This is a genomic window from Marinobacter sp. 1-4A (assembly GCF_016597725.1).
Lineage (GTDB): Bacteria > Pseudomonadota > Gammaproteobacteria > Pseudomonadales > Oleiphilaceae > Marinobacter.
In genome coordinates this window covers 487,299-501,634 of sequence record NZ_VCGY01000001.1, presented here as the reverse complement: position 1 = coordinate 501,634, position 14,336 = coordinate 487,299, and the positions used below count along the sequence as shown (strand labels likewise).

12 protein-coding genes are annotated in these 14,336 nt (G+C 53.6%); 9 read left to right on the top strand and 3 right to left on the bottom strand.

Annotated elements, in window-relative coordinates; all coding sequences use genetic code 11:
* The first annotated feature begins 87 nt into the window (after positions 1-87).
* From can to FE845_RS02155, 3 genes are all read left to right on the top strand, one after another.
* Positions 88-768 carry a carbonate dehydratase gene (gene can / locus FE845_RS02165; protein ID WP_200361532.1) on the top strand — a complete coding sequence of 227 codons (681 nt, stop codon included), beginning with the start codon at positions 88-90 and terminating at the stop codon, positions 766-768.
* Between the two features lie 30 nt (positions 769-798).
* On the top strand, positions 799-1,860 hold the full coding sequence (locus FE845_RS02160; RefSeq protein ID WP_200361531.1) for a class I SAM-dependent methyltransferase: 1,062 nt from the start codon (positions 799-801) through the stop codon (positions 1,858-1,860).
* Positions 1,861-2,054: 194 nt separating this feature from the next.
* Positions 2,055-3,194, top strand: a complete 1,140-nt coding sequence (locus FE845_RS02155; RefSeq protein WP_200361530.1) for a class I SAM-dependent methyltransferase — start codon at positions 2,055-2,057, stop codon at positions 3,192-3,194.
* A gap of 16 nt (positions 3,195-3,210) precedes the next feature.
* On the opposite strand, the gene FE845_RS02150 is transcribed toward FE845_RS02155, so the two are convergent.
* Positions 3,211-3,831, bottom strand: coding sequence for a riboflavin synthase subunit alpha (locus tag FE845_RS02150; protein ID WP_200361529.1), 621 nt, complete (start codon positions 3,829-3,831; stop codon positions 3,211-3,213).
* A gap of 190 nt (positions 3,832-4,021) precedes the next feature.
* Between FE845_RS02150 and FE845_RS02145 the strand changes: the two genes are divergently transcribed.
* From FE845_RS02145 to FE845_RS02125, 5 genes are all read left to right on the top strand, one after another.
* Positions 4,022-4,927, top strand: coding sequence for a hypothetical protein (locus FE845_RS02145; protein ID WP_200361528.1), 906 nt, complete (start codon positions 4,022-4,024; stop codon positions 4,925-4,927).
* 60 nt (positions 4,928-4,987) lie between these two features.
* Positions 4,988-5,665, top strand: a complete 678-nt coding sequence (locus FE845_RS02140) for a TetR/AcrR family transcriptional regulator (RefSeq protein ID WP_200361527.1) — start codon at positions 4,988-4,990, stop codon at positions 5,663-5,665.
* 97 nt (positions 5,666-5,762) lie between these two features.
* Positions 5,763-6,221, top strand: coding sequence for a L,D-transpeptidase family protein (locus tag FE845_RS02135; protein ID WP_227714059.1), 459 nt, complete (start codon positions 5,763-5,765; stop codon positions 6,219-6,221).
* A 33-nt stretch (positions 6,222-6,254) separates the two neighbouring features.
* Positions 6,255-7,559: a mechanosensitive ion channel family protein gene (locus FE845_RS02130; RefSeq protein ID WP_227713998.1), complete on the top strand. Its 1,305-nt coding sequence runs from the start codon at positions 6,255-6,257 to the stop codon at positions 7,557-7,559.
* Entirely contained in the window at positions 7,559-8,341 is a 783-nt protein-coding gene (locus FE845_RS02125) for an S-methyl-5'-thioinosine phosphorylase (RefSeq protein WP_200361525.1), read from the top strand. The genes FE845_RS02130 and FE845_RS02125 overlap by 1 nt, the downstream gene beginning before the upstream one ends.
* Here the strand turns inward: FE845_RS02125 and FE845_RS02120 are convergent.
* Both FE845_RS02120 and mfd read right to left on the bottom strand, forming a co-directional pair.
* The gene (locus FE845_RS02120; protein WP_200361524.1) at positions 8,316-9,065 is read right to left on the bottom strand and encodes a CsiV family protein; all 750 of its coding nucleotides are present in this window, start codon (positions 9,063-9,065) and stop codon (positions 8,316-8,318) included. The genes FE845_RS02125 and FE845_RS02120 overlap by 26 nt on opposite strands.
* A 44-nt stretch (positions 9,066-9,109) precedes the next feature.
* Positions 9,110-12,640, bottom strand: coding sequence for a transcription-repair coupling factor (gene mfd / locus FE845_RS02115; protein ID WP_200361523.1), 3,531 nt, complete (start codon positions 12,638-12,640; stop codon positions 9,110-9,112).
* A gap of 161 nt (positions 12,641-12,801) precedes the next feature.
* Here mfd and FE845_RS02110 point away from each other — a divergent pair, with 161 nt between their 5' ends.
* Positions 12,802-14,295 (top strand): glyceraldehyde-3-phosphate dehydrogenase, encoded by a 1,494-nt coding sequence (locus FE845_RS02110; protein ID WP_227714058.1) that lies wholly within the window; start codon positions 12,802-12,804, stop codon positions 14,293-14,295.
* Positions 14,296-14,336: the final 41 nt, after the last annotated feature.

The window sequence follows — 14,336 nt, the reverse complement described above, 5'->3', positions numbered from 1 at the left end:
TTGACTTGATTCAGACAAACTGAGTATTGCGCTGAGGCCGTGATTCCCGTTCAATTGCGATCGGGAATCACTAAATGGAGTCTGTGAATGGGGCAACTTGACCACGTTCTTGAGAAAAACCGAGCTTGGGCTGAAGGCATCAAGGCCGATGATCCACAGTTTTTTCAACGCCTGTCGAGCCAACAGGCGCCGGAATATCTTTGGATTGGCTGCGCCGATAGCCGAGTGCCCGCCAACCAAATTGTTGATATGCCTCCGGGCGAGCTTTTTGTGCACCGGAACGTGGCCAACGTTGTGGTACACACTGACTTCAACTGCCTTTCCGTTTTGCAGTTCGCCATAGAAGTGCTGAAGGTTAAGCATGTTCTTGTAGTTGGACATTATGGCTGCGGGGGCATCAGAACGGCTTTGCGCAACGAAGGTTTTGGTCTTATCGGAAACTGGCTGAGACATGTGCAGGATGTTCGAGACCGCCATCAGACCGTCCTCAGCAGCTGTGATAACGAACATGACCAAGCTGATCGATTGTGTGAACTGAATGTTATTGAGCAGGTTGGGCATGTGTGCCAGAACAGCATTGTGCAAGAAGCCTGGAAACGCGGCCAGCGGTTGAATGTTCACGGTTTTGTGTATGACTTGGCCGACGGCATACTGCGGGATATGGGGTTGTCTGCCTCCAGCGCCGAAAGCTGGGAGCAAGTAAAGCAGAACAGCATTGATGAGCTGATATTGCGCCCTGTGCGCTCTGGCCGTCAGAAAAAAGCATAGACTTCACTGCAAAACGGCATCATCCAATCCATGAGTATATCTGGCTCCGGCCTACCTAATTCCCATCAGGTGCTGCTTAAAAACCAGCACCTGTTATCCGGCTCACTGGCTCTATTGGGTGTGGCATCGGCACATCTGTTGTCTGAACTTTCTCACAGCGGCCTTGCCATGAGCGAACACGCAGGGGTTTTTCGTGCGTTGGAGGGCCATGGCAGTTGGCAGGCCTGCTTTGGTTATGATGACCCCGCACTTACCGACAACCGCTACGACACTCTGGTTGTTTTTTTACCCAAAGCCCGCGCGGAACTGGAAATGCGGCTTGCGCTGGCGCGTTCACTGGCAAAACCAAACGCCCGCCTACTTCTGATCGGCGAGAAAAAAGAGGGTATCGCGGGGGCCGTCAAACAATTGAAAGCAATTGCGCCGCAGGCATCAAAAGCAGACAGTGCGCGCCATTGTCAGGTTTGGTGTGCAGACGCGGTTGAGCCAGCCTCGGAGTTCCGGGTTCAGGATTGGCTGGGCTGGAGCCAGGTTGAGTGTGCGGGGATAGCTCTTGAGGTTGCCGGTTTACCCGGCATTTTTAGCCAGAATGATTTGGATAAGGGTACCCACATGTTGCTGGAGACTTTGGCAGAGTTCCCAGTTAAAGCTGACCGAGTACTCGATTTCGCCTGTGGTGCGGGTGTTATTGGTGCATGGGTACAAGCATGGCGGGCTGCGCGAGGGCTGCCGGTTGTAGGTGTTGATGGTGTAGACGTTCAATCTCAGGCGGTTATTTGCGCACGAGAAACCTATCGCAGTAACAAGGCTGCCGGCTCCATTTTCGCTTCTGATGGTCTTTCGGGAATCGAGGGCTATTGGTCCGCTGTTATCAGCAACCCTCCTTTTCATAGCGGTGTAAAAACCGATACATCAATGACCGAGACGTTCCTACAGGACGTGAAACGGCACTTGCTTCCGGGGGGAGAGTTACGGTTGGTGGCCAACAGTTTTCTGCCATACGAGGCGTTGATCAAACGCCATATAGGGCGGGTTGAACGCTTGCACGAAGACCGGCGCTTTACGGTTTATCGAGCTTTTCGGGGCCAATAACGAAAAAAGCCCCTGGGGTAGAGGGGCAAAGGTTGGCATCCGGAAAAAAACGGAGCTAACCGCAAAAGGATTTAAAGAAAACTCTCTTCCGAGAGAGCTTCTTTAGAGTGAACAAGACGAACAATAGGGTTATTTTCTAGAGTAATCAGCCTAAAATGGCATCTTTTTAACGAATGTTTTTCTGGATGCCTGATATGACAACCGCAGTGCTGGAGTATCCCGGTGGTAGCCTGACTCTGACTCGTCCCGGCACCAAGGATCCGAGCCTTCGCGCTTGGAATGCCGCCGATGAATTGCTGCTACAGGAAGCCTTCGAGTATTTAACGAGTGCACCCGATGCGCGTGTTTTGGTGGTAGATGATCAGTACGGCGCATTGACGCTGGGATTGTCCGCTTTTGCTCCCGACGTAGTAGCTGACAGTGCCCAGCTTCGTTCTGCACTCGCGCAAAATGCGGCCTTAAACCCCGACCACACAACGCCACAGCAAGTCTTTAGCTGGCTTAATCCTCCGGTTGACGCTTACGATCTGATCCTGCTGAAAATTCCCCGCGAAACCGACTACTTGGCATGGCTGCTGCGCTGGGCCAATGCGGCACTCAAGCCCGATGGAACGCTGATGGCTGCTGGCATGATCAAACACTTGCCTGATCGCGGCGTGGATGTGTTTGCCGGAGCGGTAAGGGTTCAGGCCGTAAGCCGGGCGGTAAAAAAGGCGCGTTTGATAACCTCTGGTCGCGGTGAAGTAAGGTTGGACACATGGCCCGGGGTGTGGAAGGGCTATGAGTTGGAGGCCGAGGGTACGCGTGTTGAAGCTATGCCTGCGGTGTTCGCCCGGGAGAAACTGGATATCGGTACGCGGCTGATGCTGCCCCATCTAAAGCCTGCGCTTGAATCTTGCCAACCCGGGGTGCGTGTATTGGATCTCGCCTGCGGTAACGGCGTTCTCGGTCTGCGAGCTTTGGCGCAGCGGCCTGACATCGAAATGACCTTCAGTGACGTGTCCAGTCAGGCTGTGTTAAGTGCTCGGCACAATACCGGCGTTGCCTTCCCGGCAACCCGGCCAGCTTTTCTGCATTCAGATGGTATTGCCGACGGTGAGGGTCCGTTCGAGCGTATTCTGCTAAACCCACCGTTCCACGAAGGTGGGGTGGTGGGAGATCATATCGCTTTGCGACTGTTTAAGCAGGCAGCTCAGAATTTATCGAACACCGGCCGCCTGATCATGGTGGGGAACCGGCATTTGGGTTACCACAAAAGTCTGCAGCGTTTTTTTTCGCAGGTCCGCCAGTTGGATGCCGATCCAAAATTTGTTGTTTTTGAAGCTGGGCCCTAGCAAATGCTAGCCCAGCTTAAAGTGCTGGGGCAGGGCGGTCGTAACCCAAGCGCGCCAAGGTGTCCACAATGGTTTGCGTTTGGCTGTCGATTTCAATGTTGACCTTCATGCCTTCAGCTATGTTGCCAAAGGTTGTGGCGCGCAGGGTTTCGGGAATCAAGTGAACGTTGAACCTGCTGCCCTCTACCTCGCCAATGGTTAAGCTGGCACCGTTAATGGCAATATAGCCTTTCGGAAAGATATACCGGGCCCATGCATCTGGAACGTCAAACCAGATAGTAACATTGTTCTCGGGGCGTAATATCTCAACCACCTTTGCGCTGGTGTGAATGTGCCCCGAGAGAAGATGGCCACCAATTTCATCGCCAATTCGTGCAGCTCTCTCAAAGTTAACAGCGTGCCCCGGCTCCAAATCACCCAGTGTTGTGAGGCGAAGTGTTTCCTGCATGGCATCAAAAAACAGCGTGTTGCCCGTTTGTTTGGTAACGGTTAGGCAGGTGCCATTGATCGCTACGGATGCACCAATGCTAACGCCCTCGGCGTTGTTATCAGGCAAGCGAATCGCGAAGGTACTTAGCCCGGTCGCTGCGGTAACCTCTTCTACAACAGCAATACCCTGAACAATACCTGTGAACATAAGCAGACCTCATTAGAGAGCGGAGTGCGGTATAGGAACGAAAGGATAGCGAGCGAGGTTGCCGTTGCCAAGCATGGGCGCTGGGTGGTGCAGGGAAAACCGGGCTCAAGATATGGGCAGTGCTGTCGATACCCTTTATACGTAAGGGCCTTGCGTATCCGAGGCTCTCTCCCGATTTGGATGAATGTTCATGGCTCAGAATCAGAGCGCCGCACAGACATTAACAGGAACGGCTCAGGGGGCGGTTTTAAGGCCCGGGCGCCCGGCCGACCCTGTGCCTGCGGAAGCTGTAAAAGCACCAAGCGACAATGACCCTCAGGCTCCTGTAGCAGCACCCCCAGCAGCATCCCCGAAAGATAGCGATGGCGGTACTGGTGAGAGTGCATCAGAAAGTGCCAGTGGGCCCAAGCAAGCATCAGACGCAAACGCGGAGGAGCACGAGTACTCAGAGCCGGTACAAGCGGAATCCCGCCAGCGCAAGTTAAGGTTGATGTTGCGTCAGTGCGACCGGGTATTGTTGATGGACTTCGAACTACTGGCCATGAATGACTGGCCGGATAACTTCAGCGTTGCGGCAGCCCGCAGAAGCCGGGATTTGTGGGTTTTTAGCGCACTTGTAGCCGCTGTCGTTTTTCTCAGTGGTTTAACGGGCTTTGTGCCCGCCTGGATTGCTGGCGGTGGTTTTGGGGCCTTTGTCATTATTCTGCTTCTGGGTGTGCCGGTGGTTCGCCGTGTTTATACTTCTACGCCGTCCTATCTGGATTTGCTGCTCAAACGCCAGCGCTTAATGCGTGATGCCAGAAAGCACGCAGAACATCTTGAGGGCAAAGAGGGGTTGATCTGGCAATGCGCCCGCATGGCCGATTTTAACCCTGCGTTGAAAAGTACACGGTTCAGTAGCCTCTTACGCTTGTCGGAGCAGAAATCCCTGCCTCAGGCATTGTCCCGCCGGGAGCATATAAGGCTTTATCTGATTTATTTGCTTGAAGCCGAAAAAGCCTATAGCAAGGTGCAAGCAGCGTTCTTCGAAGGCAATCAGGAGGCTATTGACCAAGGTTGGCAAACGGTTGCGGCGGAGCCGGAGGAGAGAACTTGACATAAATGTGCTTCAAACGTATGTTTCAAACAGACGTTTGTTAGAGGCACTGAAAATAAAATGGCCCAGCCAGACACTGTTGACCGAATCCTTGATGCGGCAGAAGAACTCTTCGCTGAGCGCGGTTTTTCCGAGACTTCGCTGCGTATGATTACCAGCAAGGCTAAAGTAAACCTTGCCGCTGTGAATTACCACTTTGGCTCTAAAAACGCACTGATCCATGCCGTTTTTGGCCGCTTTCTCACGCCTTTCTCAGCCACCCTTGAAAGCGCATTTGATGAGCTTGAAGCTCGCTGCGATGGCAGCCCTCCCACGCTGAACCAAACTCTTTGGGCGCTCACAGAAAGTGCAGTGCGCATGCCGCAGCGCAACGAAAAAGGTATTTCAATCTTCATGCGGTTGCTTGGTCTTGCGTACACCCAGTCGCAGGGGCATTTGCGCAAATTTTTGGAGCAGGAGTACAGTGAGCCTTTCGCGCGTTTTATGCGCCTTTTGAAGGAGGCGACGCCCCAGCTTTCGGCCGTTGATCGATACTGGCGCATTCAGTTTATGCTGGGAGCCACGGCTTTCACTATGTCCAGTAGTGATGCCTTGCAAGACATTCTGCGTAACAAGTTGGGCGTGGATACCACGGTTCAGGAAATCGCGGCACGTTTGGTGCCCTTCCTTGCGGCGGGGATGCAAGCTCAGGATACCTTGTTGGCTCCGCCCGCTGACATCCATATCCCGGTTGCCTGAGCGACACCCTCTCGGTTAGGCTTCCCTCTGAATCTGCGAGGGAGCCATAAGCTTTGTGAGCCATCACAACCGCACAGTTTGTTCGATTGATGTATGTCTGGATGACCAGAGCCTTGCGCTGCTTGACGACAAGGGTAGGGTCATTGAGCGCTATGCCATTTCTACTGGTCTCAATGGCGCCGGTGAGCGCGACGGTAGTGGCTGCACTCCCAGAGGCAGGCACTACATACGCGCCATGATTGGCGCCGGGCTGCCCGCTAATACCGTTTTTCGCGCTCGTCGCCCTACCGGCGAAGTATACTCTCCCGAACTGGCGGCCAATCACCCGAACCGAGACTGGATTCTGAGCCGTATTCTATGGCTTTGCGGGCTGGAATCTGGCAAGAATCGTGGTTCTGGTGTCGACACCTTTCGCCGTTTTATCTACATACACGGTACTCCGGATACCGAACCCATGGGGCTTGCGCTTTCCCATGGTTGTATTCGTATGCGCAATTCGGATGTTATTGAGGTATTCGACTGTGTCTGCGCGGGTATGCCGGTTACTATTCGCTGAAACCAAATTATTAAGATTGACTAGAGGGTTCCGATGATCGGAGAAATGATGTCCACGCTCAATGGCTGGATCGAGAACTTCGGTGTGCTTTCCGAGGCATGGCGCGTAAGTATCGTGGTGTTTGCCTTAGTGCTCGGCACCGCGACGGTTGCCTACATTGCCAGTCATATCATCGGTGCGTTGGAGCGCAAGTTTGCTGAAACCAACAACCTCTGGGACGACACTCTGCTGCATGCCACACGCGCTCCGGCTGTGGCCTTTGTATGGCTGCAAGGTATTTATTGGGCAGCTGAGGTGGCTCACCACTATTCGTCAGCAGAAATTTTCAAAGCGAATGGAACTCTACTGAAAGTCGGCTTTATTTTTATCTTCGTTTGGACCTTGCTCAGAATGGTCAAAGAAGTGGAGGGCATTCTTGTTTCTCCGGTAAAAATGAAAAAGCCCATGGATTACACCACTGTAAATGCGATCAGTAAGCTTTTAAGGGCTGTAGTGATCATTACTGCCGTGCTAATCAGCTTGCAATCATTGGGCTATAGCCTCTCTGGTGTGCTTGCCTTTGGTGGTGTGGGTGGTATTGCGGTGGGTTTTGCCGCCAAGGACCTATTGGCCAACTTTTTTGGTGGTTTCATCATTCATCTGGATCGGCCGTTCAAGGTCGGAGACTGGATTCGTTCACCGGATCGCAACATTGAAGGCACTGTGGAGCAAATCGGATGGCGCCTTACAACGATTCGGACATTTGATAAACGCCCTCTCTATGTGCCGAACGCAACCTTCACGACCATTGCGGTAGAGAACCCTTCGCGAATGACGAATCGGCGCATCTCCGAGACCATTGGCATCCGGTACGCTGATGTCTCGCAAATGCAGGCTATTGTTTCAGACATACGTTCGATGCTTGAAGGGCATGACGACATCGATAGCGATCAAACCCTGATTGTTAACTTTTTGGCGTTCAATCATTCGTCACTGGATATTATGGTTTACGCCTTCACCAAAACCACTCAGTGGGTTAGGTATCACGAAGTAAAACAGGATGTGCTTCTAAAAATCAGCGACGTTATCGTGGGGCACGGTGGTGAAGTGGCGTTCCCGACACAAACCATACATTTTGGCGACGAGAACCGCTCTTCGGATGATGACGAGGAGCGTGATGTGGAATCCGAGTCTGAGGCGGTTCGAGGTGAGAAAGCAGATGCCCCCCGAGGCTCACAGAGTAAACCTCGGGCGTCCCAAAATAAGGGCAGCGGTAGCAAGCGAGACCGCAGTCGCCGCCATGACACTCAGGCAGGTGATGAAGGCGAGCAATCACTGGACGCAGGAGATGGCGATTGATGTCTGACCTAAGCGGTGCTATCGGCATTATTGGCGGCACGGGCCTGACAACCCTCTCGGGCCTGAAAATAGCGGGAACCCGAACACTGGAAACTCCCTGGGGGGAGCCTTCCTCCGAGTTGGTCGAAGGCCACCTTGATGGGCAGGCGGTTGTGTTCCTTTCCAGACATGGCAATCCGCACAGGATTCCACCTCATGAGGTGAATTACCGGGCAAATATACAAGCGCTCTACGATGTAGGCGTGCGCACGGTGGTTGGCGTGAATGCGGTGGGCGGCATACATCCAGAGATGGGGCCAGCCCGTGTGGTGATTCCCGATCAGATTATTGATTATACCTGGGGCAGGGCTAGCACCTTCTTTGAAGGGGATCTGGAGCGAGTGACTCACATAGACTTCACTTGGCCATACGATCAGGCCGCCCGTGATGTGTTGATGCAAGCAGCAATGGCCCATGATGTGCCCTTTTCTGGGTTTGGCGTTTATGGCGCAACTCAAGGCCCGAGGCTTGAAACGGCAGCTGAAATACGGCGTATGGAGAGAGACGGGTGTGATCTGGTCGGCATGACCGGTATGCCCGAGGCGGCTCTGGCTGCAGAGCTGGGTATGCGATATGTATGCTTGGGACTGGTGGTGAACTGGGCTGCAGGTAAGTCAGACCACATTATCACCATGGAAGAAATAGAAGCGGCCATCGATCAAGGTATGTCTGGTGTAAGACGTATTCTTGAGGTTTCGATGGCCGGGCTCGGAGCGCTTAGGGTTTTGCCTCAATCTTCTTGAAGAACACAAGAACGCCGATGGTGGGAGAGTCGAGGAAGTGAATTTCCTCGCTCCGCATCCGGCGGGTTTCACGGATCCAGGTAAGTAGCTCCAGCGGTACTTCAGGCTTTAAAGTTGGTTCTGCACCTGCGGTATTTGCAGTCCCTGCTGCAGCTGCCGGGGCGGTTAGGCTGGCGGGTTCGCCGCTGGCGGTAACAGGGGGCAGCGCAACTTTTCCTTCCTGCCAATGATTCAAGTGAACCGCAACATGCAGGTAGCGTTGCCTGTCGACTGAGATATGCCCTTCAATTTCCCTTTGGCCTGCTTGGGCTAGCCAATCCCCTATTTCAACACGCAGTGGTTGGCCTTTGTAATCCGGCGGGAAAGCTTGGTACCAGCCTGCGGCCATAAGTACTCGGTAGTTGCCGCTGTTTTCGAGCCGGTTGGCCGCGTAGCCAAGGTGGAGTTGATTGCGGCTTTGAAGTTTCAAAGAGGAGTTTGCAGTGCCATCGCGGGCAATGCTGTACAGAGTCTCGCTGGTATCTAATGGCGCTTCCACTTTGCGCGTAACCATACGCTCGTTCACGGCGGCAGGGTCGATGATACGCTCTAAAATCACGAACTCGGCGCGGTAAAAGTCGTCTGGCGTTTGCTGGGCATGGCTCACTAACGAGGTGGCCGCCAGAAGGGCTGTCAATAGTGTGTGTGCCAGTAGCCGGGCTAGGCGATTACCATCAGTCTGCAAGAGAGTGCTCCAGTTTTTTCAAGCCCTTATATTTCAGGCGATAATCAGGCAGTGGCCGCGCTCTGTGCGGGTGAAAGTTCGCCCAGCATCGCGGAAATGCCGTCGAGTTTACCACTGGTTGAGGTGTCCTTCAGCCGAAAACGGAAGCTGTTGGCACCTTCCAGACGATAGGTGTCGGGTGCGGATTGCATTTTCTTAACCAGCACAAGCGGATCCACCGGCGTGGAATTGCCAAATTCAAGACGCCCCCACTCCTTGCCGGCGTCTACTTTTATGATTCCCAGAGCTTCTGCCTGCAGACGAAGCTCTGTTTGCCGGACTAGGTTTTTAGCTGGCTCTGGTAATAATCCGAAGCGATCAATCATTTCAACCTGAAGTTCTTTTAATCCTTCGCGGTCGCTGACACTGGCAATGCGTTTGTACAACATCAGCCGGTTGTGAACATCGGGCAAATAGTCTTCCGGAATCAGCGCGGGTATGCGCAAATTCATCTCGGTACCATGGCTCAAGGGCAACTCGGCATTGGGTGTGCGGCCCTCCCGAATGGCTTTTACCGCTTCATCTAGCAGTTGCATGTATAACGTGAAGCCTATGCTCTCGATCTGTCCGCTTTGCTCGTCGCCCAGCAGCTCGCCAGCGCCGCGAATCTCAAGGTCGTGGGTTGCCAGCATAAAGCCGGCGCCGAGGTCCTGAGCTTCGGAAATAGCTTCCAGCCGCTTTTTGGCATCCGCTGTTATGGCTTTTGGCGGAGGTGTCAGCAGGTAAGCGTAAGCCTGATGATGCGAGCGGCCTACCCGGCCACGGAGTTGATGCAGCTGCGCTAGGCCAAATTTGTCCGCGCGCTCGATAATAATGGTGTTGGCACTGGGGATGTCTATGCCGGTCTCGATGATGGTGGTGCACACCAACACATTGAAGCGCTTGTGGTAGAAGTCCGACATGATGTCTTCAAGCTGTCTCTCCCGCATTTGGCCATGGGCCACACCTACGCGGGCTTCCGGAACCAGTTGGCGAAGGTCCTCCGCCGTTTTCTCAATGCTGGCCACATCGTTATGCAAAACATACACCTGGCCGCCTCGCAGAACCTCACGCAATATGGCTTCTTTCACAAGCGCATCGTCGCGCTGGCGCACAAAGGTTTTCACCGAAAGTCTTCTGGCTGGAGGCGTGGCAATGATGGATAAGTCCCGAAGGTGGCCCATGGCCATATTGAGGGTTCTCGGGATAGGCGTTGCCGTGAGGTTGAGCATATCTACCTCGGCCCGCAAGGCTTTGAGTTTCTCTTTCTGCCCCACGCCAAACCGGTGCTCCTCATCAATAATGACCAAGCCAAGGTTTTTAAATTGGATATCGCCTTGCAGCAGTTTGTGGGTGCCAATCACAATGTCGGCTTTGCCACTTTCAATGGCTTCCAGAGCTTTATTGGTTTGGGTTGAACTACGGAAACGGCTCAATAGCTCGATATTAACCGGAGTATCCGAGAAGCGGTCCCGGAAGGATTCATAATGCTGTTGGGCCAAGAGCGTTGTTGGCACTAGTACGGCGACCTGTTTTCCCGACCAGGTTGCCATGAACGCAGCGCGCATAGCCACTTCTGTTTTACCAAAACCGACATCACCGCACACCAGCCTATCCATGGGCTTTTCGTTGGTCATATCCTCGAAAACAGCTTCAATGGCCGCTTGTTGATCCGGTGTCTCCTCAAAGGGGAACCCTGCGGCAAACGCGCGGTAAGCTTCTTTGGGGTCTTCAAAGGCAAACCCTTTGCGGGCCTCGCGGCGGGCGTACACGTCCAGAAGCTCGGCCGCTGTGTCACGTATTTTTTCCAGTGCCTTTTGCTTGGCAGTGCTCCAGCGTTCGGTGCCCAGTTTGTGCAAAGGAGCGTGCTCGGTATCAGAGCCTGCATAGCGCGAGATGAGGTGCAGGCTGGATACGGGCACATAGAGTTTTGAGCCACCCGCGTATTCGAGCATTAAAAACTCACTGGCTTCCCCTTCTACGGTAATGGTTTCCAAGCCCAGATAGCGGCCAACGCCGTGATCGATATGCACAACAGGAGAACCAGTGCGCAACTCGGATAGATCGCGGTAGCCGTCATCATTAATCTCAGTCGGTTTGTCCCGGCGGCGACGCTGCAAAACCCGCTCGCCAAATAGCGCTGTTTCGGTGATCAGGGCCAGATTATGCTCGGGCAGTACAAGGCCTTGCTCCATCGGTGCGATGGTGATGCCCAGAGGAGCCGATTTGTCGCCCAGAAAGTCGTGCCAGTTTTCAAAGCCTTGCAGCTTGAGCTGATGCTCTCCGAGATTTTCAACCAAAGCTTCACGCCGCCCGGACGATTCTGCGCAGATAAGCACACGCCCCGAGAAGTCACTGATGAAACGTTTCAATCGGCCAGCAGGATCAGCGGCCCGAGCGTTCATGGCTATATCCGGAAGGGCGTCGCTGGGGCAATTTATTGCGCCGCTGCCCTCGGCTGTATCGGGTGTTGTGGTCACCCGGGGGAAGCGCTTGAGGTGGCCAAACAACTCGTCCTGCTGCAAGAAAAGGCTTGCGGGCGGAAGAATAGGTCGATGCCGGTCGTGGCGACGGTCTTCGAAGCGGTTTCGGGTTTCAGTGTCAAAGTGCGTGATGGCTTCGTTCAGCCCAGCCGCCGTGAACACATGGGTTGTGCCGGGCAAATAATCGAACAGCGTGGCGGTGTGATCAAAAAAGAGAGGCAGGTAATACTCTATGCCCGGCGGGGTAATGCCGTTACTGACGTCCTGATAAATGGGTGCATTTTTATCCGCGTTTGGAAACTGCTCGAACCAGCGCCCGCGAAAGGCTGAGCGAGCTTCCTTATGCCACGGGAATTCATAGGCGGGAAGAAGCTCAATCCGTTCAATTCGATCAATGGAACGCTGGGTTTCGGGGTCGAAGGTGCGAAGCGTTTCAACTTCGTTATCAAACAAGTCAATTCGATAGGGCAGGTTTGAGCCCATGGGGTATATATCGAGAATGGAGCCGCGAACGGCGTATTCGCCATGCTCATATACGTTCTCGGCGTGCCGGTAGCCTGCAGTAGAGAGCTGCAAGCGCCAGCTATCCATATCAAGAGACTGACCGGTTTCCAGTAGCAAGGTGTTGCCTTGTAAATAGTTCACCGGAGGCAGTCGGTGCATCAGGGTTCGGGCTGGCACCACAATTACGCCGTGCTGGATACTCGGCAGGCGATGCAGGGTGCGAATGCGCCGTGAGGTTATGTCCTGATGTGGGGAAAACAGATCGTAGGGCAGGGTTTCCCAGTCTGGCAGGGATAACAGCTCCAAACCGTCTTCTGTGACGGTTGCCCCATCTTCTTCCGGAGGCAAGCCGAGAAAGAAGCGCATGGATTGCTCGAGACGAATCGCTTCGGCCGTGCTGCGGGTAATCACCAGCGTAAGGCCTTTGTGCGCCCGTGCACTCTCGCAAATGGCCAGCGCGTCACTGCTGCCATGCAACTGCCCCCAGGTGCGGTGATCGGCCGGTTTTTGAGGAAACTGTGGCGCAATCAGTGTTTGCGGCGAAGTGGAAGTCGGGGCACCTTGATTCATGGGCAGTCGTGTTCTCCTGCTGTGGGGTTGGGGAACCGGTGAGGCGGCTATTCTAACGCCGGGTGGCCTCAGTGTCATGGCGGCTAATCTACGATGTCCGTGCCAGTTCGTATTTGCCGTTAGCGGGTTTAAGTTGGATAATGCCCAACCTTAATTATTCCATGTGCGAAACAGGGGTCCCTACCGTGAGCCACGATCAGATGAACCAGTGCCTGTCCAATTGGATGGACAGAGAATCTACTGCGGAGGCTATGATTCCGCTAATCGGCCGTCTTTACCGTAAAAATAACATCGTTACCTCCGTTTACGGTCGCGCCATTATCAACCAGTCGGTTATCGATATCATTCGTGCGCACCGTTACGTGCGTCAGGTAGAGGGCGGTGAGCTGTCTGTCCACGACACCCTGCCGCTGTTGCAAGCTATGGACCAGATGGAACTTGGGCGCGCGCACGTCGATATTGGCAAGCTGGCGGTAAAGTTCAAGCAGGAAGGCGGTGACCTAACCGAGTTTCTTAAGAAAGAAATCGGGCCTGTGGTTGGCCAGTATCCTGCACAGTCTGAAGAAGACGCCAACAACGACACCAAAGACGTCGTGCTTTATGGTTTTGGCCGTATTGGTCGTTTGCTGGCCCGCATTCTCATCGAAAAGGCCGGTGGTGGTAACAACCTCCGCTTGAGAGCTATTGTGGTTCGTCAGGGCGGCGCTGAAAACGATCTGGAGAAACGTGCCAGCCTATTGCGTCGTGATTCCGTGCACGGTCCCTTTGACGGCACTATTCGCGTTGACGAGGAACAGTCTGCGTTGATTGCCAATGGTAACTTCATCAAGGTGATCTATTCAGACGGTCCGGATAAGGTGGATTACACCCAGTATGGAATCAATAACGCCATTGTTATCGATAATACAGGTAAGTGGCGTGATGAAGAGGGTCTTGGGCTGCACCTGAAATCCAAAGGCGTGAGCCGCGTTATTCTGACGGCACCGGGCAAGGGTGATATCAAGAATATTGTTTATGGCATTAATAACGACTGGATTACCGACGAAGACAAGATTCTGTCGGCAGCTTCCTGTACCACCAACGCCATTACCCCTGTGCTGAAAGCGATTTACGACGAGTATGGTATTGAAGACGGTCACGTTGAGACTGTGCACTCCTACACCAACGACCAAAACCTGATCGATAACTACCATAAAGGCAGTCGCCGTGGCCGAAGTGCTGCGCTGAACATGGTAATTACCGAGACAGGTGCGGCAAAAGCAGTATCCAAAGCTTTGCCTGAGCTGAAAGGTAAGCTCACCGGGAACGCCATTCGTGTTCCCACTCCGAACGTTTCTATGGCTATTTTGAACCTCAACCTGAAGAAAGAGGTGGATGTAGAAAGTGTTAATGATTATCTGCGCGAGATGGCTTTGCACTCCGAATTGCAGAAGCAGATTGATTTTGTGAACTCTCCTGAGGTGGTTTCCACAGACTTTGTTGGCTCGCGGCATGCCGGTATTGTTGATGCTCAGGCTACCATTGCGGCTGGTAAGCGTTTGATTCTATACGTTTGGTACGATAACGAGTTTGGTTATAGCGCTCAGGTGATTCGGGTGGTGAACCAGATGGCGGGTATTGATTATCCCATCTTCCCGAAGCGCTCGCGCGATTGAGGTTCGTGAACCAGAATTAGTATGGATCGCTCCACAAACCC

What these genes read in the sequence shown, in the direction of transcription:
- can (WP_200361532.1), top strand. Translation starts at nt 88, where the DNA reads ATGGGGCAACTTGACCACGTTCTTGAGAAAAACCGAGCTTGGGCTGAA.
- FE845_RS02160 (WP_200361531.1), top strand. Translation starts at nt 799, where the DNA reads ATGAGTATATCTGGCTCCGGCCTACCTAATTCCCATCAGGTGCTGCTT.
- FE845_RS02155 (WP_200361530.1), top strand. Translation starts at nt 2,055, where the DNA reads ATGACAACCGCAGTGCTGGAGTATCCCGGTGGTAGCCTGACTCTGACT.
- FE845_RS02150 (WP_200361529.1), bottom strand. Translation starts at nt 3,831, where the DNA reads ATGTTCACAGGTATTGTTCAGGGTATTGCTGTTGTAGAAGAGGTTACC.
- FE845_RS02145 (WP_200361528.1), top strand. Translation starts at nt 4,022, where the DNA reads ATGGCTCAGAATCAGAGCGCCGCACAGACATTAACAGGAACGGCTCAG.
- FE845_RS02140 (WP_200361527.1), top strand. Translation starts at nt 4,988, where the DNA reads ATGGCCCAGCCAGACACTGTTGACCGAATCCTTGATGCGGCAGAAGAA.
- FE845_RS02130 (WP_227713998.1), top strand. Translation starts at nt 6,255, where the DNA reads ATGATCGGAGAAATGATGTCCACGCTCAATGGCTGGATCGAGAACTTC.
- FE845_RS02125 (WP_200361525.1), top strand. Translation starts at nt 7,559, where the DNA reads ATGTCTGACCTAAGCGGTGCTATCGGCATTATTGGCGGCACGGGCCTG.
- mfd (WP_200361523.1), bottom strand. Translation starts at nt 12,640, where the DNA reads ATGAATCAAGGTGCCCCGACTTCCACTTCGCCGCAAACACTGATTGCG.
- FE845_RS02110 (WP_227714058.1), top strand. Translation starts at nt 12,802, where the DNA reads ATGTGCGAAACAGGGGTCCCTACCGTGAGCCACGATCAGATGAACCAG.